The sequence below is a fragment of the Olivibacter sp. XZL3 genome (assembly GCF_004368405.1).
GTDB lineage: Bacteria > Bacteroidota > Bacteroidia > Sphingobacteriales > Sphingobacteriaceae > Olivibacter.
The window spans coordinates 1-25,635 of the sequence record NZ_SBJH01000082.1; the positions used below are offsets into that span (position 1 = coordinate 1).

17 protein-coding genes are annotated in these 25,635 nt (G+C 42.5%); 1 reads left to right on the plus strand and 16 read right to left on the minus strand.

What is annotated here, in order from left to right; translation table 11 throughout:
- Positions 1 to 159: 159 nt before the first annotated feature.
- The 16 genes from EPX21_RS17690 to EPX21_RS17765 form a co-directional block, all read right to left on the minus strand.
- Positions 160 to 366 (minus strand): hypothetical protein, encoded by a 207-nt coding sequence (locus tag EPX21_RS17690; RefSeq protein ID WP_134091015.1) that lies wholly within the window; start codon positions 364 to 366, stop codon positions 160 to 162.
- Between the two features lie 271 nt (positions 367 to 637).
- Positions 638 to 880 carry a DUF433 domain-containing protein gene (locus tag EPX21_RS17695; protein ID WP_134091016.1) on the minus strand — a complete coding sequence of 81 codons (243 nt, stop codon included), beginning with the start codon at positions 878 to 880 and terminating at the stop codon, positions 638 to 640.
- Between the two features lie 75 nt (positions 881 to 955).
- Positions 956 to 2,530, minus strand: a complete 1,575-nt coding sequence (locus EPX21_RS17700; protein ID WP_240768719.1) for an SLC5 family protein — start codon at positions 2,528 to 2,530, stop codon at positions 956 to 958.
- A 7-nt stretch (positions 2,531 to 2,537) separates the two neighbouring features.
- Positions 2,538 to 3,614: a Gfo/Idh/MocA family protein gene (locus tag EPX21_RS17705; RefSeq protein ID WP_134091017.1), complete on the minus strand. Its 1,077-nt coding sequence runs from the start codon at positions 3,612 to 3,614 to the stop codon at positions 2,538 to 2,540.
- A gap of 56 nt (positions 3,615 to 3,670) precedes the next feature.
- Entirely contained in the window at positions 3,671 to 4,417 is a 747-nt protein-coding gene (locus EPX21_RS17710) for an L-rhamnose mutarotase (RefSeq protein WP_240768720.1), read from the minus strand.
- Complete coding sequence (locus tag EPX21_RS17715; protein WP_134091018.1) at positions 4,359 to 7,130, minus strand: hypothetical protein; 2,772 nt, start codon at positions 7,128 to 7,130, stop codon at positions 4,359 to 4,361. Before EPX21_RS17715 ends, EPX21_RS17710 begins: the two co-directional genes overlap by 59 nt.
- 1,118 nt (positions 7,131 to 8,248) lie before the next feature.
- Positions 8,249 to 8,728 carry a hypothetical protein gene (locus tag EPX21_RS17720; RefSeq protein ID WP_134091019.1) on the minus strand — a complete coding sequence of 160 codons (480 nt, stop codon included), beginning with the start codon at positions 8,726 to 8,728 and terminating at the stop codon, positions 8,249 to 8,251.
- Between the two features lie 37 nt (positions 8,729 to 8,765).
- On the minus strand, positions 8,766 to 8,900 hold the full coding sequence (locus EPX21_RS23535; RefSeq protein WP_370451009.1) for a hypothetical protein: 135 nt from the start codon (positions 8,898 to 8,900) through the stop codon (positions 8,766 to 8,768).
- Positions 8,879 to 9,196, minus strand: coding sequence for a C10 family peptidase (locus EPX21_RS17730; RefSeq protein WP_255502221.1), 318 nt, complete (start codon positions 9,194 to 9,196; stop codon positions 8,879 to 8,881). The genes EPX21_RS23535 and EPX21_RS17730 overlap by 22 nt, the downstream gene beginning before the upstream one ends.
- Before the next feature lie 498 nt (positions 9,197 to 9,694).
- Positions 9,695 to 11,602, minus strand: coding sequence for a right-handed parallel beta-helix repeat-containing protein (locus EPX21_RS17735; protein WP_240768721.1), 1,908 nt, complete (start codon positions 11,600 to 11,602; stop codon positions 9,695 to 9,697).
- Entirely contained in the window at positions 11,599 to 12,627 is a 1,029-nt protein-coding gene (locus tag EPX21_RS17740) for a GntR family transcriptional regulator (RefSeq protein WP_134091021.1), read from the minus strand. The genes EPX21_RS17735 and EPX21_RS17740 overlap by 4 nt, the downstream gene beginning before the upstream one ends.
- 110 nt (positions 12,628 to 12,737) lie before the next feature.
- Complete coding sequence (locus EPX21_RS17745; protein WP_134091022.1) at positions 12,738 to 15,164, minus strand: sugar-binding domain-containing protein; 2,427 nt, start codon at positions 15,162 to 15,164, stop codon at positions 12,738 to 12,740.
- 11 nt (positions 15,165 to 15,175) lie between these two features.
- Complete coding sequence (locus EPX21_RS17750; protein ID WP_134091023.1) at positions 15,176 to 16,306, minus strand: glycosylase; 1,131 nt, start codon at positions 16,304 to 16,306, stop codon at positions 15,176 to 15,178.
- Between the two features lie 150 nt (positions 16,307 to 16,456).
- On the minus strand, positions 16,457 to 19,237 hold the full coding sequence (locus EPX21_RS17755; protein ID WP_134091024.1) for a family 78 glycoside hydrolase catalytic domain: 2,781 nt from the start codon (positions 19,235 to 19,237) through the stop codon (positions 16,457 to 16,459).
- Between the two features lie 160 nt (positions 19,238 to 19,397).
- Entirely contained in the window at positions 19,398 to 21,146 is a 1,749-nt protein-coding gene (locus EPX21_RS17760; protein WP_134091025.1) for a RagB/SusD family nutrient uptake outer membrane protein, read from the minus strand.
- An 11-nt stretch (positions 21,147 to 21,157) separates the two neighbouring features.
- Positions 21,158 to 24,250 (minus strand): TonB-dependent receptor, encoded by a 3,093-nt coding sequence (locus tag EPX21_RS17765; protein ID WP_206106099.1) that lies wholly within the window; start codon positions 24,248 to 24,250, stop codon positions 21,158 to 21,160.
- A 497-nt stretch (positions 24,251 to 24,747) separates the two neighbouring features.
- Between EPX21_RS17765 and EPX21_RS17770 the strand changes: the two genes are divergently transcribed.
- Positions 24,748 to 25,134 carry an HU family DNA-binding protein gene (locus tag EPX21_RS17770; RefSeq protein WP_166670806.1) on the plus strand — a complete coding sequence of 129 codons (387 nt, stop codon included), beginning with the start codon at positions 24,748 to 24,750 and terminating at the stop codon, positions 25,132 to 25,134.
- Positions 25,135 to 25,635: the final 501 nt, after the last annotated feature.

The following is a 25,635-nucleotide window of genomic DNA, read 5'->3' on the forward strand; positions in this document are numbered from 1 at the left end:
CAAAAATTAATAAATTTATAACTCGAAAGTCTCCTTAAGGTTTCATCCTAATGTGTCTAATTTAGTTTGAAGACGTACACTATTAAGTCAGATTTCAGCGAAGCGTATTTTTTAATTAGGCGTTTGATCTGGCGATCAAAGGATCGAATAGTGATAACTTTATAACTCACCGAGTAATTCCTCCACAGGTCTCCCTTTCAACTTACCTGCTTTAATAAGCTTTACATCTTCAACAGCTTCCTGCAAATCTGTAAGAAACTGACTGCTTTTTTCGTCCATTTGTTTTACTTTTACGTATGGTAAGTCTTTGAGTAATGCGATGAGCATTTCTGCCTTGCTTTCTTTTACGTCGAGTATTAGTTTCATACGTCACTCCTTAATAGTTAGTTACAAATTTAAGTAAAAACTTATCATATGCAATGTAATCGCTTGACAAGTACAGGGATTACCTTCGGTGAACTCCCGTTGGTCGGTTTCGCTTTTAACATATAGATGAAGGTGTTTATATTAAAAGAACGTTTTTTCTAATCAACTTTTTTCATTACTAGTTAGTTTTAAAGGCACTCAAGCTTTCCTTACGGGAAGGTTCTTGATAAAAGTTGAGCAAACCGAAGAACGTAGTAACCAGATTTCCCAATCAAGCCGCATAAATCACAGCTGTATTTTTAACTTTTAACGAAGCGTATAATAACGCCGCCTGTATATCCAACTTTTCCAGTATAGGATGTTGCTCCAAAAGCTCCTCTTCTGAAAGCCCGCTTGCAAGCAGCTCCAAAATATCACTTACAGGAAATCTTAGCCCTCTGATAGTCGGCTTCCCTCCCATCAATCCCGGTATTAGCGTGATACGATTTAATAATTCCTGTTGCTTTGCGTCCATGACTATCCTTTCATTAATGCAACAAAATAATGCTACATTCAAAGTTAGCAAATTTGAGTCAGATATTCAAGATTACTAATGCCCACTGAAAATGGTATAAAGCAACACCATCACTACTATTAAGCTTCCCCAGGCCCATTTAACTGTCTTCGTTGTTTTAACAGCCAGATAAGGTACCACTGGCAAGTCTTCCTTTCTCCCAACGAATGAAAGTAGGAGCGCCGCTACCATCAAGATAACAAAAATGTAAAATGACAGCAACAGATAATGTGGCCAAAAGGTATATCTATCCGGCGTAAATACCCATAGATAGCAGGCCCCTATACCAAGGCTGAAAGCGGACCCCAAGGAAAGTACAAAATTAACGGCTAAGCGACTTGTCCGTTTCCAAAATACGGTTAAAAGAAATACAACGGATAAGGGTGGTGCAATAAATCCGAGTACCGATTGAAAAACATCAAAGAGGTTGAGTCCTTTAATTTCGTCAATCGCCAAAGCCATCATAATAGCAAACAGACAGCCTACAAGAATTGTTAGTCGGCCTACCCGAACAATCTGCGCTTTATCAGCCGTAGGATTCAGGCGTTTGACATAAATATCCATCGTAAAAACCGTGCTCAACGAATTTAAGGAAGAACCTATTGTCCCTACCAATACCGCTATCAAGACCACGATCACCAATCCATTGAGCCCGGTTGGAAAAAGGTTGGTCACCATGGTCATATAAGCCTGGGTCGGATCTGTCAAATTGGGATGTAGCACAGCGCATAGCACGCCGGTAAGAATAAAAAGAGGGAGCGACAATATTTTTAACCAAGCGATGAAATTGACCCCTAGCTGCCCTTGTTCCAGGTTCTTCGCTCCTAAAACAGATTGCACCATCGCCTGATCCGTACAAAAGAAAGCAATCGCAGCAACCGGATAGCCTAGAAGAATAGCATGCCAGGGATAATCAGGATCGGATGCGGGCCGTATGAGGTTCCAGAATCCACTAGGTACTCCCTGATATAAGGCAGAAAAGCCCCCCACTTGATGTAATCCCAGTACGGTTAGCAAGCAGGATACCGCAATTAACAGCAGCATCTGAAAAATATTGATACGGGCAATGGTTTTTAATCCACCGATGTAAGTAAAGAAGGCCGCAAAAAAGACAAGTACCACCACTGAAATCCACATCGGAATACCCAGCACCTGACGAATCAGGAAACCTCCCGCAAAAAGCCCTAGAGATAGCCATGATATCAACATTTTTACCAATGAATACCAAGCCAATATATTGCGTGTTGTATCGCCGTAACGTTTCCCCATAAACTCCGGTAACGTCATCACATTCGCGGCCAAGTAGCGGGGAGCGAAAACCAGCGCCAACAACAATAAAAACACAAAAGCATACCAGTCGAAATTTACCGCCACAATCCCCGTGGTATATCCAATACTGGCAAAAGCTAAAAGCATGGATGGCCCCACATTCGTAGCCCACATATTAAAGCCGATACTCGCCCAGCCTAATGATTTATTTGCAAGGAATAAGGATTCTTCTTGTTTTGTTTTAAGACTGGATTGAAGCCCAATGATAAGCAATAATGCGATATACCCAATGATAATTACATAATCAACCAAGGTCAGCTTTGACGCGATACTTTCCATCATTCAATCCTTATCTAATGGGGTTCTCTAAACCGAATTCATCATATAGTCCCTGTAGCTTTACTGGGGATCCAAGGCGTAATGAACGGTCCATCGCTTGTAATAAGATAACGGTACCGATACCTTCCGCAATATCAGGATAAGCAGTGGTCCCGGCGGCTATATTATCGGCGAAGTATTCGAGGTAGTTTTGGTACTCACCGGCGTGATGGCTTTTTCCTTCAAATCGGAAATAGTGTTTTAGCTTATGTTCCCAAGTGATTATCTTTTCCTCTCCCTCAGCGGTGGTGACGGCATAACGCAAATCCATATAGTCACCCTGACTGCAGCCTGTTGTTCCCCTCAGAATACAGCTCATTTCGCTATCCCGTGTTACGGGTTGAATTGGCCCTGTGTAGGCTCCACTGACTCTCGCTATACGGCCATCTTTTGCTTTGAAAATGAAGTGCATCGTGTCTTCGTTTTTTAATCCTCCCGCTTTCCCGTTACTGCTTAACATCCCGTACCCCATTACCTCTTCAATATCCGGCAGATACCAACGTATAAAATCTACCGGATGGCTTAAGCCGCCATACAACCATTTGAAATTAGATTCTAAAGACCATGGTTTCGCTAAAAACCAACGATGATCAGCATGATAATAAGCTTCTATGGTAATCAGGTCACCAATTACACCTTTTTCAAAATCGGCACGCTGCCTTTTCATGGGCTCAAAAAAACGCGAACTTTGTCCGATAAAAACTTTTTTTCCGCTCGACTGCGCTAACTCTAATAAGGGCTTGGCATCAGCCAAATTATCAATAAAGGGTTTCGTACAAACCACATGTTTTTCATGCCTTAAAGCAAGTTTTACGTGTTCCGCATGGAACTTATCAGGTGTATAAATAGCGATCGCTTCGATGGTTTCATCTTCCAATAAATCGCTGTAATCTGTGGTGTATGCATGAAAATTAAATTCCTCTGCCCGTTGCTTACAAAGCGCTTCATTCAGATCACACATTTTTACCAATTCAATTTTTGAACTGTTCAGGGCCGCAGAAATCGTACTACGCCCTTCACCTAAACCTAAAATTCCCACTTTTAACATGGTTGCTATTGTTATTCGTTTTTCGTTATTGGTTGTCCATTGTCAGTTGCCTGTCGTCACTCGTCACTCATCACTCTAAAACGCACCCACACCTCGCCTGCTTTCGTGCCAGGCAGGCCTTCTTGATAGGTAGACATCAAATGGTTCCACTCGTCCACCTTTGGATTATTTTCCACTGTTCTTTTATTGAGTTCTTCAAAATCCGCTCCTTCCGGAATATCGATGACCAATAGTAGCTGCCGACCAGTCTTGAATAAAAGCACCTGCTGAAATTCTGCGCGGCAAAAACCCTCGGATACTTCCGGCCATTCATCGAATTGCCGACGGTGATAGTCGAGATACGATCGTTGCTTGACACTATCAGCAACCAGATTGGCCGATAGAATAATATGATCTCGCTTTCCTTCATCTTCCTTACCGTTTATACATCGCGTCCGATCAAACACATAAAAAGGCTCGCGGACTAATGTCACCTCGACTTTTGGCAAGCGTATTTTACACTGCTCATAGAAAGCTGTAGCCTCCTCTTCCTTTCCATAAAATAAAAGACGGTTTTTCCATTGGTATAAGCGGCCTCCGTTTTTTGCTTTGTTCAACAAATCGCCCATTAAATTAGCGGATATCGTATCATCCCCGTTCAATACAAGCTGTACAAATTGATTCTCCTGCCCGCCTTGTGGTATAAAAGCCGAACAAGCAAGCAATAAAAGCATCCATAAGAAACAACAAGCAAGTTTTTTCATATTACTCAAATAACCAATCGATGTTCCGTTCATCAGGTGACACACCAATATTAGCGTCATAATTTTTTAGCTCTGTAGTTCCATCTATAAACCCTAATAATAAGAGTTGTCCCTTCGGTAGGGTTAAACTATGCTTGCCAGCATCAAAGGAATAGCTATGAATGTCGACAGGGGGATGATTGCCCAACGCTATTGCATTGGCAATAAATACTTCCGACTGCCCGTAATCGTTGGCAGAAGCATCGTGTTCCAAATCCGGTGCCGGAGCATACGAGTTAGCGCTTCGTTCTGCTCCGAAGGCAAGATCCTTTTGCCTAAAATAACCTACCAATAACTTAACAGGCTTCGCTGTACTAAAGCGAATGCTTGTCAAGGTATCAATCAGGTTTTTGCGACGAACACCTTTTAAGCTCATTAAATCGGGCGCTAAATCCAATATGGTGTCTGCCTGATTGGTATATGGTACAGCTCCTTTTCTCAAAGGATAATAGGCTAGTCCTTTATCTTCCAATTGAACTTCTACCGAATGAAGCTGATTGATTGCAACATCTGCTCTTCTGGGATTTTTTTTCAACGAATCAATCTGTTGCCTGAAATGAGCCAGTTCTTCTTCATAAAGCGGCAGCAGCTCCTCCCAAGTTTTGTATCTTCCGTCCACTCCACGAATAGGAATTTTACGTTGGGTAGTTTGCATACTGTTTGCATACCAATAAGTTTTGCGTGTTAATGTTGTCAACTGACGATAATGTTCGACGCTTCGTTCCAAATAAGGTAAGGCTTTCTGTAGATCAGCTATATCGTTCGAATATTTGTACCGTAACACCGAAATTGCAGCTCTTGCTTTCTCCGCATAGAAGTTAGCTAAGGCTTGATAGCAATGCATGTCATTGCGAATCCGTTGAAATTCTCCTTGATGGTGTTGCACTTTGCCCTGCACTTCGTCAATCCACTTTACCGCTTTTTTACCATGTTCTTCCACTTCATCTGCCACTTGCATCGGAGTTTCTCCTAAATGCGGCTCTTTGTTCCATTCTTTCTTGGCATAGTCAATGATCATCTCTCCTTCCGGGGCTTCCGATTCATAGAGTAATGTGAAAAGTCCGTAGCGATAGGGGTTGATCAGCTGTGTCATAAACATGCCCAAGCTTAATGTCTGCCGGTTACCATCTGTTATGCCATATCGACGCAGAAGCTTAGGAGCAATTTCTCCCATTTCTTCATAACTCTTTACCAACGCAAGCCCTCCTTCTTTATTGATACCGAATTGCTCGGCGAATAAACCCGACCAGTAATCGTTCTCCGCAACTTTATCCCGATCGGCTTTCCAGGCGTAGCGTGCCCAAGCCTTATACCACAACCAATCGCGGTCGACCTGTAACAGCCGTTTATCTCCCTTATCATCGATTTTGTCAGCAGCATAAGGCCAATCCCAATAGGAAGCTTGCGGATACAGGTGCAATCCATTCGCATGATACACCTGATGCATCGCTTGCACACTTTTCTGAATAAAATCCGGCGAACCATAACGAAAGGGCTCCAGATTAGCCAGTATATGTACATTTTCAATATGCACCGGTGCCGCCTTGCTCAAGGTACGATGCAACTCAGCCCATTTCCCTCTCGGTGTATAGGTTGTCAAGGCTTCGCCATTATACTTAGCCATGGTGTAAAGGTTCTTATAAAGTGGAAGCGCTGCCTTCATCACCTGGGGAGCATCCGTGTCGTGCGCCCTTAAAACAATCGGTGGTTCTTGCGTTAATCCCAAGCGTTTCAGGCCGTCCTGTACACCGGGAATAATGGTTTTCGTAAACCAATCCACATCGTCTTGCCCAACACCTTCCATCGCTTCTCCGAGGGTAACCAGCAAGCCTACATTCGGATACTTTTCAACAAAGGCGGCAATCGACTTACGTGTATAATCGGCTATAATCGGTATAATGGGTCTATTCCGATCTTGGGTTTTCAGTTGATGCTTCTCGGCAAAGGGTTTGGATAGGATAATATTGTAGAACATTTGGATGATCCAAATCCCTCTTTTATCTGCTTCCGCTGTGATGAACCGAAAAATAGCTTCGTTTTTCTTAAAAGTGTCATCGTCTACTTCTACCGCATAGGGATATTCTGCTAAGCGCACTAAAGATGCAAAAGGATGTCCGTTCCACAGATAAAGCGAATTATACCGATTTTCCAATAGCATATCCAAATACCGGACCCATTGCTTTTTATCATATAACCATGGAAACTCCGCCGGTGTATAGGGATATTCGTACACCGTTCTTCCAGGCAGGTAGTGTGTTTTCTGAATACCGATGGCGGTCCCTCTTAATACCATTTCAGGGTGGTCGCGACATTGAAAATTATTGGGTAAGGCACCGCCGTTTTCGCGGATGGTCTCAACTAATTTCAGGGTACCATATAATATGCCGCTGTCATCCGACGCGTGAATGTAGCCGCTATTCTCATGGAGTTTAATATGAAATCCTTCCTTTTGCCCGACAACTGTATCTGTCCATTGCCTGCGAAAGTCCGAAGGCTTTCCAACCAGCAAAGAACGTCTTTTATAGGCCTTAATCACACCGCTCGAATCAGTCTGTATTTTATACCCAACAGTAAGAAGCGCTCTTTTCAAACTATCAAGACCATACCTGAAACGGGGAGAGATTTTTTGGGGTATTACCAATACGAGCTCTTTCTCAGACGCTGACGCGGCTGCTGATAACGGCGCATAAAAGGAAAAGTAACTGATCAATAAGGTAAGCCGTAAAAAATTCATAATTCGCTTTTATAGTCGGTATAAACTGGATTTTAACCACTAAGACCAATCCTTAATTTTTTCGTAATTAATAGCTGCATATTCCGCCGGATTAATTTCACTGAATTCGGTTTATGTTCACACTAAAAAATCAACGTCTTAAACTGGTTTAAACTTCAAACTTACGTTTTAAACTCGCTGAAGTTCTATAAGATATTTGCTTGCTTGTGTAGGATATTATCAAAGCTCTTCTTACTTTTTCCCGCAAAAAAGCAACAAAACCGAGCGTAGTGAGCTCATGAACTCCATCAAAATCAAACAAAAGTGAATAAAGCTCGTCGCTTCAAACTTTTACAGGAACGGTAGTGCATTCACCTGCAAGATGTAAAATTTTGGAGACGACATTTTCGAAAACCAACAGATGATACTTTTAACCGAACGTACTAGCTTTAGCTGTAAAAGTTGCCTTTGCCCGTTATTAGTTATGAGGAGAGGTGGTGCGACTGAAAGCTGACAACTGATAGCCGATCAAAACAGCCTTGAAGATTGTTATGGCTCGTATGCACAAATCAAAAAACAATCCTAATAGACTTTTAAATTGGGAAGACATTCAACACGATTTTAATGTCGAATAATGGCCTTTAAACCCAGATTACGCGTTAGGAATTAAAACGAAAGGGAATGATCCAAAACAGGCATGAAATAAGGAATGAGACATACCGGGGTATGGCGAATGAGCTATTGAAATGGATGTAAAGGAGCATTTCATTGCAGTTCATGAGCTAATGCGTATTCTGGGTTAAACTCAAAATAGAACCAGAAGTTATCCATGACATTCAAGAGGCGATTGATTGGTATAATGAACAGAAACAAGGCCTTGGAAAAAAATTTTATAATAAAGTCAAACATCATTTTAAAATATTAAGCAAGACGCCTTTCTTTCAGATCAGATATGATGACGTAAGATGCTTGCCATTTAAAAAATTTCCTTACATGATTCATTACACATTCGATGATGTTAACCATATCGTTATCGTCAGAGAGCAGTCCTTAACACATATAAAAGCACCAATGCTTGGTTTAGAAGGCTGGTTTAAAGTATCAAGCCTGCCCGCGGTAGCTAATTGAATATATCCAATTTATTTCACTACTACTATTTTATCAAGATCTCCATCAGATATAGGCTTTCCGTTCAAAATAATATCTGAGGCGGATACATTGTTACCTGTTTTGTGTATGATCGCCTGAATGGTGTCCGGTTCAAAATTTTCATATTTTAAAATATTGGTGGATACTTCCCCGTCTCCTACATCGTGGTTTAAAAACACGGTCAGATAATATCTATTTCGATTAGAATCATGATTGATCTTAAAATTTTTCGGAAAATCTAAATTACTGTGATATTGTTTCTCTTCCTTACCGTTTTTTACATAATACAAGTCGGTATTGTCATAAGTGATATGATTCTCTGTATCTGGATCAAGTAAGTCACCTCCGTTTGCTGTGGAATAGGAAAGTATTACTGCGTTATTCAACGAAGCAGCAGGCCATTCATTATCCTTGTCACAGCCCATTAATGACATCCCAATACATAAAAGTCCCATTGTAATAGTTTTCATGTTGCTTCTTTATTTGTTTGATTAACTGCTTCACAATTTACGGTTTTTTTATTCCAATAACCATCTGCCTTTTATACTGGTAATTTCCATTTCCCGAATTTACATTGGTTAGCCCAAACCAGCCATTGTGTTCACCTCCCCACCCCCAATTCATATGAAAAAAGAGATACATATTTCCGCAAAGGGAAGATTCCTGATAGCCGTCAGCGACCCAGCAATGTCCCCTGAATAGGAATGTAAGATCCAACCCGTTTGTGTTGTATAACCGGTCATAATAACAGGTCTGGAACTTTTCAATTCGTTTAGTGCTGTTTGGTAGTCATAATTAGCCTTTTTTGCCGTTGAAGCGTATCCGAATGTGTTTTTTAAAGCGTTTACGATATCGTTCACCTCCGAAGCCGCGCCAGTACCACTACAATCATAAGTAGAATTGACAGATACCGCCGCATTGTACATCAATCTAGATATTTCGTTTGCGCCGCTTGATACATCATAATATGGATGTTAGCACCGCCAGTAATAAAAATAATTTAAAGGCCTTGTAGAGCTTAGGCATGTTATTTAAATTTAAGTTGTTATATGTAACAAACACCCAATTTACAGGGCATCTTTTGACTTAACTGGCTAAGAACTGTTTATAAAATCATAACTAAGTTAAATATATTTTTAATATAAACAAACAAGTATTTGTAGAAAAGCAATATGACTATCGAAATAACATCTAAAAACAAGGAGGAGTTTTGCTAAAAAGAAACATTTCTATTAACATCGTTCTACATAAAGAGAGACGCAAAGCCCTGTCAACATGAAAAATTGTTAAAGCCCTTAGACAATAAGCTTTAAGCTTTAGGGGATAAGGTCTATGCCCAAAATTCATCGTTCATAACTCCTAATTCATCATTACAATATTAAGTACTCACAACTGGCAACTCACAACTTATAACTTATAACTTATAACTTAAACCATCACTCTTTCCAAAGCCTTAACCAACCATAAGCATCTTCTAAGCCTGCTTTTTTTTTGATCTCTTCCGATACCATAGGGCCGTTATTTTCCCAAAGATTATTAGGGCCGTTTGCATTCTGCAAGAATTTCTCTTTCGGACACCAGTTGTTTCGAACCGTAAAATAGGCCGACCCTTCGTCTGTATACAGATAAAACCAATGTTCCGGCAAATGAGCATAGGGTGCCGTGTAGATGCTGTCAATGTAGTTATTTTCAATGACAGAGCCCGGTTGGGCGGATAGGGTGTAAATACCGGCTACATCATTCATATACTTAGCATAGTGATGGATTTTATTGGCGACAACACGGTTATTAGCCATTACATTCACCGTCGGCGTCCATCCCCAACCTAAGCTGATGCCTGTATACGCAATTTCACTGATTTCGTTATGCCGGATATCGGTGTTACTAACATAACCTGCGCCAATACCTACACATCCCCAATCTTCATTGGTTACGTTTTTGACGAAGTTATTCTCAATGCTATTACTGAATGCTACCACGCGTCGATCGGTCGGATTATAAGGCAAGTGCGTTTCAAATGCCTCATCCGAAAATACGCCCAGCAATATCCCCGACCCGCCTATGTCTTGAAAAAGATTTCCTCGGATCTTATTATATTGCACGGCCTTATGATAATCCAATCCCGTAGAGGCCAAGTGTTCAAACCGGCAATCATCAAAGGACGTATGCTGTGCATAAGACACATTCACCGCAGCTGGTGGCCGTCCGATCCAGGCTTGATTTTCGAGGCCTTTTTTATCCGGTGTACCCGGAATCTTCAGTTTATATGCATCCAACAAGTACATTCCTGCCTGTAAGGCCACATGTCCTTGCTGTGAGGGCCGAAGCCAGGTACTATGCTGCCAACTGATGCCCGAAAAATGGATATGTTTTACAGGAGCGTCGATGGTACCCGCTATGCGGAGCAGGGTTTCCAAATAGGGGACAACTACCTTAGCAGTAGCTAAATGCTCATCTTCCTGAGGCCAATAATAAAGTTTCCGATGGAGCTTATCAAGATACCACTCGCCCGGCTCATCCAAAAATTGTATCGAATTACTGAGATAAAAGGCAGAATTTCCTGTCTCCTTTGATATCCATGGCGCAGGCCAGGGATGCTCCGACTGTATTTTGCTCTCCGGTTGAAAAAATGACAGGCGCACACTATCTCCTTGAACAAATGCTTCTTTTACACGTAAGACAGCAATCGCCCACCATTGATGAATAAAGAATTCCATGCCGGGTTGCCAGCTGAAATGGATGGATTTAGGCTTAGGAATCCAGCAAGTTTGGGCTTGATGATTCCAAGATAATATCCTTTCCATTTTATCACCCTCCGTACTTCTTGCACGGATCGCTTTTCGATTATTAATCCAAAGCTGCCTAAAATCAAGTACTTGATCACCTATTAAAGGTGCTTCCATCTCCCAAATTTTTCCTTGTGCCGCTTTAGGCAATCCTTCAATCTCTTTTTTTACTTTCTTCCAAGTAGGTGGCAAGCTAATACCTCCGCTGATAATCGGATGGGCGCCAGGAGCAGCTTTAACGCGTGTTGGGTTATCAGCCGTCCCTGCATCTTCCGGACGAATCAAAATAGGTTCATCCAAGTTATAAGTGCCATCCTGTAAAATAATGTCAATCCCTCCGAATACCTCCTTCGCCTGTAAACGCCGCCATTCCCTTGCCTTCCTTAAGGCTGCACCAACGGAGGCTAAAGGCGAATCGATACTACCGGTATTGGTATCATTTCCATTCGGAGATACCCAAATTTCTGCTCCGTTTACAGAACGGAAAAAGAACAGCAATATAAAAAAAATTGGAACGAACCGTTTAATTTTCATCCTAACGAATAAATTGACTATCATAAAGACGCTCTTAGCTGTAAGCAAAAATTTAAAGCAACGTGTTGTGCGGTGCTTTCTTTAATAGAACAAGCGGTCAGGGAAGCCATCTGTTTGTAATCGGTACTGATGGTCGTTATTCCGCCGGCAATGTATTTTTTTAATGGGGCTTCATTGTAGGAAATAATGCCCAAATCCTTACCCAGTACAAAGGGGGATGTCGAAACTTTATCTAATAGATTTACCATGTCATCATCATTTACACAGATATATACCTCGCCACTATTTAATTCCATATGATCTATCTTATCCAAAATAGCACGGTCAAAAGCGTATTGCTGACAAAACCTGCTGAACCCGCGCTTAATTTCATTAGGCAGATAACTCTTTCGATGAAAGATGAGTTTCAGGGTGTGGTATTTTTCCAAGGCGGGCAAGGCCTGTTCCAAAGCTTGGTAAATATCCCCTTCGAAATCTTCATAAATCGTACTGTGGTTTCCTTTCAATCGTTTCAGACGCTTATCCAATATGATTAACCTGTCTTTCGGAAGCGAATCAATCAGCGCTTCTGCTTCCTCCTGATTATCAAAAAAATGAGGTAATATCACATAATGGCTATAGTCGTGTCGCTGACCCAACAAGCGCTTAAACAAGAAAAAATCGTTGTTATATACATAAAAGTCGATCGGAATATGGCTGCCTAATGACGCTACCAGTTCGTGGTAAAAAAGACTCTTCCCTTCACTGATTTTATTAACCAACAAGCAAATGCGACCCGGACTATTGACCTCTGTGGTTGATATAAAATGCCCCTTTCCCGGTACAGCTTTTAGGATTCCTAAATACCGTAGGTATTTGTATCCTCTATCCGCGGTTTCCCTCGAAATCTCCAAATGGTTAGTGAGTTCATTCAAAGACGGTAATACATTGTCCTTTTGAAATTTTCCCTCTTTAACGGCACTCAATATCGCATACGCAAGCTGCAAATATTTAGGTGTTGAAGAATACCTGTCAACACGGATATGATCGAAAAAAATGCTATTATTCATATTATTTTAGTTATTAGCTGTTAGTTATTAGTTATCAGCTAAGAGCTGTCAACGTTCGGCATCACATCCCGTACTACTGCTATTTAAAAACACTCATCCCTCATAATTCATCATTCATTCATCATTTTCATCACCGCCAGTTTCAACTCCGCTCCTTCCAAGCCTTTCGCACTTGCTTTTAAAACAATTTCTCCTGTCCTCGATTCCGCTTGGATGATAGCCAGGCATTTCCCATTGTACGCTCGTTTACGGTTTCCTTTAAGCGATGATAAATCCGCCTGAAAGCCATTATCAACTCCTGCTACGAATCCTGGCCCTTGTATATCAAACACCATTTCATCATCCGCCAGAGGTACTGGATTACCATCATTATCTACGATGGTGGCTGTCACAAAAGCCAAATCATTTATTCCTGTGTGTAATTTATTTTTATCTACCGTCAACTGAATACGGGCTGGTTTGGAAGCGGTTTTAATCTCTTTAATCAAAACCTCTTTCCCATTTTTTCTGGAAACGGCCTTCAGCGTTCCAGGTTGAAAAGGAACCTTCCAGGAAACGTGAATATCATCTCCTTGCTTCCTCCGAATTCCGAAAGATTGACCGTTCAGAAAAAGTTCCACTTCATCCGCTTGGTTAAAATAAGCCCATACATCAATGGTTTGTCCTGCTTGCCAATTCCAATGCGGCAGCAAGTGTAATACAGGCTTATTAGTCCATTCGCTTTGGTACATGTAATAAACGTCCTTTGGAAAACCCGCCAGATCAATAATACCATAATACGAGCTTCGCGCCGGAAAATCGTAGGGCACCGGTTCACCTAAATAATCAAAGCCAGTCCATACAAAAAGTCCCGTCATAAAATCGCGTTCTTTAACCGCTTTCCATGCTTGCTCATGACTCGTTCCCCAGTAGGCCGCAACTTGATCATAAGCAGATACTGTAAAGTCGGGGTTCCCATTTTTGACAAATTTCTCTTTAGCACTCGGCGGCCAAAACCGCAAGGTATCGTGTCCTAAATCGTAATGGCCTCGGGTTGCTAATGCAGATGTGGTTTCAGAAGCAATAAACTTTTGTCCGTGGAAATTGATCGGTAAACTATCGTATTGTTCGTATTTATAATTGAATCCCAAAATATCCAGTGCATTAGCCTGCGCGATGAAGTTCTTCTCTAAATGGGTTTCGGTTAGCGCCGCGGTAATAGGACGGGTGCTGTCTTCAATACGAACAATAGCCACCAGCTCCTTCGTAAGTGCCGTACCCGTACTATCAAACTGCTCCCGTATTTCGTTGCCTATACTCCACATAATAACCGAAGGGTGATTACGGTCACGCTTGATCAAATCAATCAAATCTTGTCGATGCCATTCATCAAAGTCGAGGGAATAATCAAACTTGTTCTTTTTCTTACGCCACATATCGAAGGCCTCATTCATTACCAAAAAACCCAAGCTATCACATAAATCCAAAAACTCAGGAGCCGGTGGGTTATGAGAGATCCGAATGGCATTAGCCCCCATTTCCTTTAGCAACATTAACTGCCGCTCCATGGCCTTTTTATTGACAGCAGCGCCCAGGGCGCCCAGGTCGTGATGCATACAGACCCCCAGTATTCTTTTTCTTTGCCCATTGAGTGAGAAACCTTGCTTCGCATCGAAAGCGAAGTGACGAATGCCCAACGGCACCTTATATTGATCCATCAATTGCTTTCCAACGTAAACCTGTGTTTCTATTTGATAACAATAAGGATTTTCGGGACTCCAAAGGACCGGTTGCGGCACCTGCACCTCCAAGCTTGCCTCGCTTTTGCCTAAAGACAATTGCTGCGGAAAATTTTTCTTGACAATCACCTTGTTTTCCTTATCAAATACGGTAATCACCACATCAGCCGATACAGCTTTAGGTCCAAGATTTTTAAAAGTGGTCTGTTGTTGGATAAATGCCCGCTCCTTTTGAACATAAGGGCTCTTTACGAAGACGCCCCAATGATCAATGGCAATCTTATTTTTGGTTATCAACCAAACATTCCGATAGATACCGGAGCCGGAATACCAACGGGAATTAGGTTGCCGACCATTATCAACACGAACAGCAATGACATTCGCCTGTTTACCGAACTTCACATAGGGTGTTAAATCATAACGGAAGGAAGTGTACCCGCTTGGCCGTTTTCCAAGGTAATGTCCGTTAATCCAAACCTCGCTATCACGATAAATGCCATCAAAGTCGATATAAACTTGCTTTCCACCTACAGTATCAGCCAAGTGAAAGGTCTTTCGGTACCACGCAATGCCTCCCGGCAGCGCGCCGCCCTGATTAGTTGACGGGTGTTCTTTCGAAAATGCCCCTTCAATACTCCAATCATGCGGCAAAGCTAGTTCTCGCCATTTTTCGTCGTTAAAGCTTACTGATTTTGCTTCGGGCTGATCACCTAAATGAAACTTCCATTGATCGTTAAAAAGGGTTTTACCCCATTCCTGCCCATACAGCGTCAGTGTAAACAGATAAAGAAAGAAAAAAGAAGTGATGACTTTAGACATTGCTGATGGTTTTAGGGTTGACTTTTTGGGTTTACAGGTGGTGCAACAAATTGGAGCTCACTTTTTCCTAGATCTTTAGACGTAGCAAGGGCAATACCTCGCTGCTCGTGCTTATTTACTGCGCAATAAAAATGATAGACAACACCTTCGTACTTTAGCACAAAAGATTTATGTGCATACAAGGTATCGAACGGTTCAGAAGGCTCGATCAAATTTTCACCCTCCCAGTCCGTCCAATGAACTAGGTCTTTAGAAGCAGCGAAACGATTGAAGGCGCCCTTGCGATCTTGCCAAAAAGCACCGAAATAAAACATAACGTAGTTATCGCCTATCTGCTGAATGACCGCATCGCCGGTGATACCTACCGGATGGTGCACAAGTGGTTCGTCCAGATAGCGCTTCCAATGTACCATATCATCTGAAACGGCCATGCCGATCCGCTCGAACCACCGTGTTTTCACATTATTTTGGGCTGAATCACCATTGGCATTGTAGTACATCACAAAACGATGTCCTGTGAGCCCTTGCTTATCTTCTATAACCGTGCTTTTAAACAACTTACGGTTTTCCCACCATCTAACGTCGCTATCTTTTGATGTAAATAGAGGCTTTTCAAAACGTGTCCATTCGTGGGCAACCCATGGTTTCCCTTTTGTATAGGCCATCCCAATGGAAAGATTACCCGCTTCGTAACCTCTTCCATCACCCCCGAAATAGGACATCCAATATTTCCCCTTATACTTTTTCAACTCATAACTACCTCCCCAAGTTATATCTTGTAAGGCATTATATCCGGCCTTTTGATGGGCATCCCAACGGTCGCCGTCAGAAAACGACATTAACTTGCCCAAATTCGCCCATTTCAATAAATCGTCACTACTCGCCAACCAAGTCTCGTAACCCCTGCCGTCAAAAATCAAATAAGTCATATACCATTTATTGTTCTTTCTGAACACTGTCGGGCAATCCATTTTTTTGTCGTTATCAGGTGGCACCATGACCAAGCCGTATTTATAAGGCGTTTTAACCTCATGGTAGATGCTATCCATTTCTTCCGGCGTCACCTGCTTTTCCTGTGCATGAACAAAAATGACCGTACTGAAAAGGATAAAAAGTAAGATGATGTATATATGTTTTTTCATTTTTTGTATTAAGACTTAAGTATCAAGATATAAGACATAAGCATCAAGACATTCATCGCTCATCATTCATCATTCCTTTTCAGCTATCAGCTTTCAGTCGCACGAACCTTTCTCACAACTCACAACGGGCAACTCGCAACTGATCACTCATCACTCATCACTCATCACTACCTTAAACCGGTACTCCCCTGATCCAATTTCAACAACTGTGTGCCCTTGTTCCTCGTCTACTATTTTCCACTCCGTGTCATTAATCTTTTTTCCATTTTCATAAATAGACGCTGCGCCCCGAACGGGCAGGTAAACCCTAGCCTGTGTATTCGGAGGAATCTGTACCCTAAGCTCAAACTGATGATTATCTCTCTTCCATGATGAACAGATTAAGCCATAAGGAGATTCGTAAGTGCCTACTGCACTACGCACATCACCTACTACTTCCGGTCGGATTTCGAGTTGATTAAAAGCGACACTACCCGCTTGCTGTCTAATCCCCGCTAAACCGCTATAAAACCATTCCATCAAATGACCTAACATGAAATGATTATTGGAAACATTTGGCAGTGCCTGCCAAGATTCGGTTAACGCCGTTGCCCCTTTAGCCAATTGACACCCATAACCTGGAACATCAGTACGACTGTTCATATCGTAAATGACATCCGATCGACCAGCACGTTCCAAAACCCGGAGCACGTAACGATACCCAATATCTCCGGCTGTTAGTGCGTTATTCCGGTTTTTTATGTCTTGAATCAAATTATTCAACACAGCTTCTTTATAAGGAGGATCAACCAACTCCATATAAAGAGCCATCGCGTTTGCAGTTTGACTCCCACTAGCATATTGTTTAGCATGACTATCAAAAAAAGTATTGTTAAACGCTTTCTTAACTTCCTTCGCTAGCAATGTATAAATCTGCTTATCTTTCGTTTCCCCTAGTTGCTCGGCGATTTTTATCAATAAAGACAAATCGTAATAATAAATGGCAGTTCCGGTAACGCCCATAGGTGTCAGTTGGGAAACGCCGGGAGGTTTTGGCCCCAGGTCATACCAGTCGCCCAAGCCTTGTTTAAGTATATGGTTCGTTGCTTTGGATTGCAGGTAGCTTATATACCTTTTCATCATGGGGTAAGCCATCGCCAACACTTCTTTATTGCCATACCATGTATATAGATACCAAGGAAGAATGATGCTTGCACTTCCCCACTCCGGTGAATCCCGGAACATGTCGCCACCCCAATTGAACTCGACATATTCAGGAGCAATTTCGGGCACCAAGCCATTTGGCAATTGCGATTGCCTCATATCTTCTATTATCTTTTGCAGAAGGGATTCAATGTCATAATTATAGTGCACTGAAGCCCCCATCAAATGAGTTTGTTCCAGCCAACCGAGTTTTTCGCGATGCGGACAATCGGTAAAGACACTCATCATATTACTTTTGATTGCCCAATCAATCAGCTGATGTGTACGATTAAATAAATCATTGGATGACTGAAAAGAACCCACTTTCTGAGCTGCATTGCGAATATGTAAGCTCTTTAAGGCGATGATTTGAGGCAGTTCTTTACCTTCAGACCGATCTTTTGGTACTGCACCCCGCACTTCTACATAACGAAAGCCATAATACGAAAAACGGGGCCGCCAGCTTTCTTCATCTTTACCTTTTAAAACATAAGTAAAATAGTAGGGACTGCCACTTGCTTTTTGGGTAACCGCTCCGTCTTTCAACAGCTCACCGGGATAAATCCACACGGTATCACCGCGGTTTCCTTTTAATTGAATTTGCACGATGCCCGAAGCGTTCTGACCAAAATCATATACATAATTTCCTTCGCTTGTTTGCCTAATGCTCTTCGGTTCGAATCGCTCCATGACCTTTAAGGGCTCCGTCATTTGCGGATTGATTTGGGGAGGACCTTCCACAATGATCGCTTGCTTCCAGGCGGAATCGTTAGAGCCTATATCATCCCAACCCTCCTGCTCTAAACGCGCGTCATAGTCCTCACCCCCATAAATGCTGGAAAAGGTAATAGGCCCCTTGTCCGTTTTCCATGTTTCATTACTTACAATATCCTCTTGGCTGCCATCTGTATAACGTAGCTGCAAGCGACAAATCATCTTTGGATAACCAAAAGCTACTTTTTGTTTGCGATATCTTCCCTTTACCGGAGGAATATAATAGAAGCCATTTCCCAAAAGAACACCCATAGCATTTTCACCTTTCTTTAAGCTTTCAGTGATGTCAAATGTTTCATACAAGGCTTCTTTGTCATATTTAACCCAACCTGCATCTAGAAAATGGTCTCCTACTTTATCACCATTTATATGCACTTCAAAATGTCCCAGACCACTGATAAATAAGGTTGCCTGTTTGATTGTCTTTTGCACCTGAAACGATTTCCTCAATAAAGGAAGTACATTGTTATCTTGATAGGTATCTTTTTTATCGCTTTTCGGCAAGGGATCCCGACGTGCTTCTGGCAGCTCATCATACGCTATCCATTGGGCCCCTTTCCAGTCCGCTTCAGTAAAAAGTCCCATCTGCCAAGAGGCGGGCTCCGACCATGCGGCCTCATTGCCGTGGTTATCCCAGACTTTAACTTTCCAGTAATAGCGCTGAGTGGCCGACAGTGGCTTCCCCTGATAAGGAAGCTGAATACTTGTACCGGCCTCTATTTTTCCCGAATTCCAAACGATATGATTAGAATCCGACCAGCTATCCGGTTGGTTCGACACCAGTACCTGATAGGCCATTTGTTTTGTATTTCGCAATTGGCTTCCGAGCTTCCAACTTAGCAGAGGCTGTAAACTTGCGACACCCCTGGGATTTGTTTTTGATTCCACGCGTAAGCCTATCGCCTTTAAATCAGCCGCAAAATTATTTCCCCAACAATGAAACAACACATATAATATAACGATAATCCTACCCATTTTTCAGTTTATAAACCTCATTAGGACTCATATAAAGCCATAGGTTTATGGTTAGCCCTATTTGCAAAGATAAACGGGCTAACATACTTCTGTTTATAAGAATTTTTCCTCCTATTGTAGGATCTTATCTTTAAGCGTTATTAAAGCATGACCTTGCCCTTTAATACCCAACATTCTGGCCAAATTCGGTCGGATTTGTAATGGCGTCCAAAAACATTTGAGGAATGGGTCTTAAAACATGATGAGCTTGAATCAACGGAACATCCGGATTGTAGGCTTTCACATACTCCAATAACTTTCCCGTACGTTTTAGATCGAACCAGCGGAGATGCTCTCCACAAAGTTCCCTAGCTTTCTCGTCTAGCAGGAAGTCCAAATTCAATTCCGTATCAGTAATTTCCATCGCTGCTTCCTGTCCAGGTAGTGCTGCGCGCCGTCGAATAATATTGATTAGCTGTGTTGCCATCGCTTTAGAGCCTCCGCTCATTTGTAATTCACATTCAGCTGCGATAAAATACATCTCGGGCAAACGCATGACGATAACGTCTTTGCTTCCAAAATTAGAACCCACCGTAGGTAAGTCCGGATCATCGTATTTGGTAAGTGCTGGGAAATGTATATTAAATCGCGCATTATTGCTGACATGCCCGCCGCTATATGTATCGTCGATATCGACCACCGCATAAGGGGTATTACGCTTATCCTCTACCTTGCGTTTGGTGAATAAAAGCGCCAGCTCACCGCGCTGGATCTGCGCCCCTACCATGCCGGCAGGTTTTTCAAAAGCAGCGAGATCGTCTGCCGTCCAGGTATATGCCTCTTGATTTAAATAGTATGCTTCCCTAAACCAATGACGGTACCGGGCGTCTATACTTTCGTCGTACAACTCGAGCAGGTGTCTGGTCGGCATGAAGCACATACCGCCGGAGCGCGAATTGGCGTCATTTCCATAGTTCAAATCCATCTGCATTCCTGCCATTGACGAGTATTTCGCCTTGAACCACACATGCAAACGATTGGGATTATTGGGTTGCGGGTTCAATGAAGGAACAGTAGCATGCGTCACCACAAACAAGGCTTCGCTGTTGCTTTTATTATTTGCTGGTTTAAAAACATCTTCGGGAGTTTCATAAAGAGATGTCTTTAATGCCGCCTGGTTTTCAATCACATACATCGCCGCATCCTTTGCCAGCGCATAAAATCGGTCTTTCTCTGTTTGCGACTCTTCATACGACGCCCGGGTTAACGCTATCCGTGCTTTCAATCCATACGCCGCTTTTTGCGTCGCGCGTCCAATATCTTGTGCCGGAAAAGGGTCTACCGGAAGATTAGCGATCGCCACGTCGATATCTGCCAACATCAGGTCATAAAAGGCTTGAATGGGACTACGGTATATTGTTAATATGGGTGAAGTTGTTTCTTCTGTGCGAAGATCAACGTTTCCATATTGTTCCACAATATGCCAATAGGTGTAAGCCCTTAAAAAATGCAACTCACCCTTTCTCGCTTGCTTTTCCGCTTCATCCGTATAAGGAACGTCGTCGATACGGTTGATTCCGGCGTTACAATAATTAATGATTTCGTATAATCGATTCCACGTATTACGCAATTGCCCCGTACTCGGCGTCAATTCTTCATATTTAGTCATTTGTCGACCATATCCGCTGTTTGCAATGTTGATCCAAAGATCTGTACCCCCTTCCGTTAACATCAAAATATCTTCACGCCCATAAAACTGTCCGCTGTAATTAACATAGGCTGAATTCACCAAAGCATTCATACCGGCGGGCGTACTATAAACGAGATCCGGCGTGGTACCTCCCGGATTGTATTCGTCTAAACTGCAAGAGGATATAAGGAGGATAAGTATCACAACAAAGGCTGTGTATTTTTTGCTTATTACTTTCATTGCCATTTTATTTAAAAGCCTATATTCATTCCGAAAACAAACTGACGTTGTAAAGGCGCTGTCGCTGCTCCGCCCCTTTCAGGGTCGTAATTTTTCACCAAGTGGCTCCGGGCTACCGTGAACAGGTTATTAGCAGACAAATAGAGCCTGAAGTTGTTCACTTTCCAGTTCCTAAAGACGTCAGAAGGTATCCGATAACCGAAGGTCACCGTTTTTAATTTGAGATAGGAGCCATCGATATAGTTAAATGACTGATAACCGATGTAATTATAGAAATTGGTTAAGTCAGGCCGTGGGAAATCGTTGGTCGGGTTCTCCGGCGTCCAGTAATCGAGATAGGCCGGTTGGTTTCCCTTTCCTGAAGGGTCGTATGAAGCCGTCAAATCATATGTCATCAATTGTCCCCACCGACCGATGATATAAACATTTAGGTCAAAGTTCTTGTACTGCCAGGAATTGTTAAGACCGATGGTCCATTTCGGCGCGGTCGATCCGATATATTGGACATCATTTGTCTCATCAATCACATGATCGCCGTTCAAATCAGCCAACTTAATATCTCCGGGGCGAAAAGGCTGCGTTTTAGCAGCATCTTTGAAATAAGTAGCCGCTTCGTCCGCCTCATCCAGTTGCCAAATACCCAGACGCTTAAACGTATAAAACGAATTTAAAGGCCTCCCGATTAACAGACTTTGCGTTTCGCGAGTAGTGGCGCCGATTATATCGCGACCGTCTATTAAATCCACAATGCGCTCTCTATTCGCAGCAAATGTCAAATTGGTTTGCCAGCTAAAATGTTGCTTTTTGATATTCACCGTATTCACATTTAACTCTATGCCTTTATTGTTGGTAGTCCCGATATTCTCATAGATTTGAAAAGGCGTATTATTTCCACTACCGAGCGAAGTTGGCAAGGTACGGGGCAATAGAACATCCGTGGTTTTGGTGTCGTATAGGTCGACACTTCCTGCTAAGCGCCCATTGAAAAATCCAAAATCAAGCCCGAGATTCCAAGATGCCGATTTTTCCCATGTCAGATTTTCATTACCCAAAAAGGTGTTGTATACATAGTAAGTAAATCCCCTATCTTGAAATGCCGCGTTGGAAAGCGGCGTGAGCCACGACTGCGTGCCATACTCGCTAATACCGGAATTTCCAGTCACCCCCCAGCTTAACCGAAGTTTTAATTCATCCACATTTTTAGCATTTGCGAACCAGGCCTCATCCCGTATTCGCCAAGCCAAGGCCGCCGATGGAAACGCCGCCCACTTATTGCCTTGCGCAAGCCGCGAAGCACCATCCCAACGATTGGAGACGGTCAGCAGGTACTTCCCTAAAAAGCTATAATTTGCCCGTAGTGCATAGGAAAAAGTTTGACTTTGCACGTATGTCGATCGGATGACATAGGAGTCTTTGGCGTTCGCCGACAAATTATGCCAAAGTTGGTCGGGAATCAACTGCCCGGCACCTTCACTATAAGAACTACGAAATTTTGCTTGTGTCCAAGACGTTAAGGCTGTAATTCCCAGGGTATGGGGCCCAAAATCTTCCGTATAATTGACGAAGTTGTCCCAAGTGATAAAATTTTTATCCGCCGCCAGTACATAAGCAATCGACTGATTATAATTGCCCGCCCGGTCAATAGAACTTTCGCTCTCAAAATCCGAGTTTCTTCTGTAATTTAAGTTGGCACCGAAATTCGATCGAAACGACAATTTTTCAATCGGTTTGAATTCCAAATAGCCGTTCACCAACACATTAGTCGTAAGCCGTTGATGCTTCGCCACATAATCTCCGGCTTCATCCGCTAAGGGACTTACTTTCCCGGCGCGCCCCAAAGGCCAAAGAACCACCTGCCCCTTATCGTCATAGGGGATACCCAAAGGCTCGTTCGTCGCTGCACGCCATAACACATTCTCCGCACGCTCGTATGCTGCATAATGTGTTAGCTGGGTTGTCGCACCAATTTTTAGGTGCTTCCCTACGTGATGCTCAACGTTCCCCCTTAAGTTATATTTGTCCATTTCGTCGTCCTTAAAAGAGCCCTTTTCCTGATAGTAACCGGCCGAAAGCAAGCCCGTTGTCTTTTCCGTTCCTCCTGAAGCAGTCAGCTGATAATTCTGCACCATCCCAAGTTTTAGCACTTCGTCCAACCAGTCTACCCATTGATTATTCGACAAGGCAGTCCATTCTTCTGCCGTAAAAAGCGTTTGATCGTCATCTGGTGACGACCATTGCCCGGCTGTTTTGGCCGCCTCGCGGCGCAATTGTAAATAATCTTCCCCTGTGCGCATCTCCGGGTATTGCGCCCAACCATTTAATCCTGTATAGCCGTTAAAATTAATTTGAGTCCTCCCAGCTTTCGCGCGTTTCGTTGTCACGATAATAACCCCATTGGCACCTTGCGACCCATAGATAGCCGTTGAGGAAGCATCTTTCATTACGTCGATAGATTCAATTTCCTGTGGGGGGATGTCCGCAATATTTCCGCCTTGGACACCGTCGATAATAACTAGCGGATTATTCGCAATAGCATTGCCCAGTTCATCGGTAGCTGATGAGAGGGAACGCCTTCCCCGGATATTCATCGTTAATCCCGAAGTAGCCTTTCCCGAATTTCGTACAATGTCCAGACCCGGGACTTGGCCCTGTAAAGATTCCATTGCGTTATGTGCGGGAGAGCGTACAATATCTTCGGCCTTTACGGAGGCAACCGCGCCGGTCAAGTCGCGTTTTTTAACCGCTCCATAACCAATCACGACCACTTCATCCAAGGCGCCTATTGTTTCACTTAAAAGTACCTCTACAGGCACCCCAACTTTTACTGGAAGTTCCTGCTCATCGTATCCAACATAAGAAAACAACAAGATAACATCTTCCGCACTGCCCGCGCTAATGGAAAACGTCCCTTTCTCGTTTGTAACAACTTGGGTATTGCTGCCTTTGAGCGCTACGCTTACCCCAATTAGAGGCGCGCGATTCACGGAGTCGAGCACCCTGCCGGTAATCATTACATCCTGCGCCAACGAGCGAGCGCTTATCCCTATAACGAGAAAAAAGACGAAAAAAAAAGCAAATTTACCATTCATAGATTTAAGGTTCATAGTGCCAGTATTGTCGGTGACCTGTTTAAAAGCCATGCATATCGATTCGCGAAACAACTATAAGATACAATAGGTGTTCAATCGAACAGGCACGAATTCAACTGCACAATCTTTTATATTCAGTTAGTAATCAGTCAAATCATACAGACAAGACCGATTAGAGGTTAGTCTTTAACGCAAAGATACATGGGGCACTTTTTGCTTTATTGTAAAAATTTTGCCTGATCTTGTAGGATGTTATCTTTAAACGACGACTGCGCTTTTTACTTAGTGGATTTTGCCTAGGACAAAAATTTTGTGGGGCTGCTCGGATTTATGCGAATGAAGAATTAAATGGCAGCGTCGCAGGACCTTTTTGCGACAAAAAACGACAAATGCGTCATTTTCGGACAAATGCGACATGAGTATTTTCGAGTTTACAGAAATTTGTAAAGTCAAAAGGGTAAGGCGCCGCCCATGACAATGTTTTTTGTTTAACGTTTTAAGTTTTAATGATTATGGCAATTCAATTTAACATTCTGGAAATAGGTAAGCCTGGTGATCCCACGGCACCTAAAAAGTTTTATGCTCGTCCGATCAGCAGCGGTGAAATTACCCTCGATAATTTGGTAGATGATATTTCACATGCATCTTCTGTGACCGAAGCAGACGTTTATGCAGTGTTACAGAGTCTAGTCCGTGAAATTCCCAAAAATATTGCACGCGGCTATATTGTTCGTTTGGGGAACTTAGGGTCATTTCGTTTGGGCAGTAATAGCTTAGGTAGCGATACAGAGGAAGAGGTAAATGCTAGCAACATCACACGCACACGTTTACTATTTCACCCTGGATCGAAAATCAAGGCAGCAATGCAAAACTTAACTTTTACAAAAGTTAAAGTGTAGCAAAACAAACCTTTAAAAAAAGCCGGTTTCTTCATGGAAGCCGGCTTTTTTATGCAAAAAACTAAAAAGTTTATAAATCACTTAAGTCTTTTTAAAAAGCACTGTAGTCTTTTCACAAAAAGACTTCGACGAACTTGGGGAACGACCCCAGTCTTTTCAAAAACAAGCCTGATTCTTTTCAATTGCCGTTTTCGCATGATTATATAGAAAGCCCGGTCTTCAGCTCTTATGCCAGGCGCTTCGCTGAAACCAGCGTTAGGCTTATTTGTAATCCTGATAATAACCTTACCACTAAATTTTTTTTGCGCTAAAAAGAAAAGATTTTTTTAACTTTAACAGTAGAAACCACAACATAAACTTCTTCTAAACAAGCATATAAATGAAAAAATCATTACCTATACAGCTCCTCTTAATCATCATTGGATATAATGTTGATGTTGACCCCTCCGCTGGACATACTGACCCCTCTATCGAGTTAGTATCTCAGTCCAACTGATGACG

Bases quoted from the DNA above. Each gene is read 5' to 3' on its own strand.
- EPX21_RS17690 (WP_134091015.1), bottom strand. From the start codon at position 366: ATGAAACTAATACTCGACGTAAAAGAAAGCAAGGCAGAAATGCTCATC.
- EPX21_RS17695 (WP_134091016.1), bottom strand. From the start codon at position 880: ATGGACGCAAAGCAACAGGAATTATTAAATCGTATCACGCTAATACCG.
- EPX21_RS17700 (WP_240768719.1), bottom strand. From the start codon at position 2,530: ATGATGGAAAGTATCGCGTCAAAGCTGACCTTGGTTGATTATGTAATT.
- EPX21_RS17705 (WP_134091017.1), bottom strand. From the start codon at position 3,614: ATGTTAAAAGTGGGAATTTTAGGTTTAGGTGAAGGGCGTAGTACGATT.
- EPX21_RS17710 (WP_240768720.1), bottom strand. From the start codon at position 4,417: ATGACGCTAATATTGGTGTGTCACCTGATGAACGGAACATCGATTGGT.
- EPX21_RS17715 (WP_134091018.1), bottom strand. From the start codon at position 7,130: ATGAATTTTTTACGGCTTACCTTATTGATCAGTTACTTTTCCTTTTAT.
- EPX21_RS17720 (WP_134091019.1), bottom strand. From the start codon at position 8,728: ATGAAAACTATTACAATGGGACTTTTATGTATTGGGATGTCATTAATG.
- EPX21_RS23535 (WP_370451009.1), bottom strand. From the start codon at position 8,900: ATGTATCTCTTTTTTCATATGAATTGGGGGTGGGGAGGTGAACACAAT.
- EPX21_RS17735 (WP_240768721.1), bottom strand. From the start codon at position 11,602: ATGATAGTCAATTTATTCGTTAGGATGAAAATTAAACGGTTCGTTCCA.
- EPX21_RS17740 (WP_134091021.1), bottom strand. From the start codon at position 12,627: ATGAATAATAGCATTTTTTTCGATCATATCCGTGTTGACAGGTATTCT.
- EPX21_RS17745 (WP_134091022.1), bottom strand. From the start codon at position 15,164: ATGTCTAAAGTCATCACTTCTTTTTTCTTTCTTTATCTGTTTACACTG.
- EPX21_RS17750 (WP_134091023.1), bottom strand. From the start codon at position 16,306: ATGAAAAAACATATATACATCATCTTACTTTTTATCCTTTTCAGTACG.
- EPX21_RS17755 (WP_134091024.1), bottom strand. From the start codon at position 19,237: ATGGGTAGGATTATCGTTATATTATATGTGTTGTTTCATTGTTGGGGA.
- EPX21_RS17760 (WP_134091025.1), bottom strand. From the start codon at position 21,146: ATGAAAGTAATAAGCAAAAAATACACAGCCTTTGTTGTGATACTTATC.
- EPX21_RS17765 (WP_206106099.1), bottom strand. From the start codon at position 24,250: ATGAACCTTAAATCTATGAATGGTAAATTTGCTTTTTTTTTCGTCTTT.
- EPX21_RS17770 (WP_166670806.1), top strand. From the start codon at position 24,748: ATGGCAATTCAATTTAACATTCTGGAAATAGGTAAGCCTGGTGATCCC.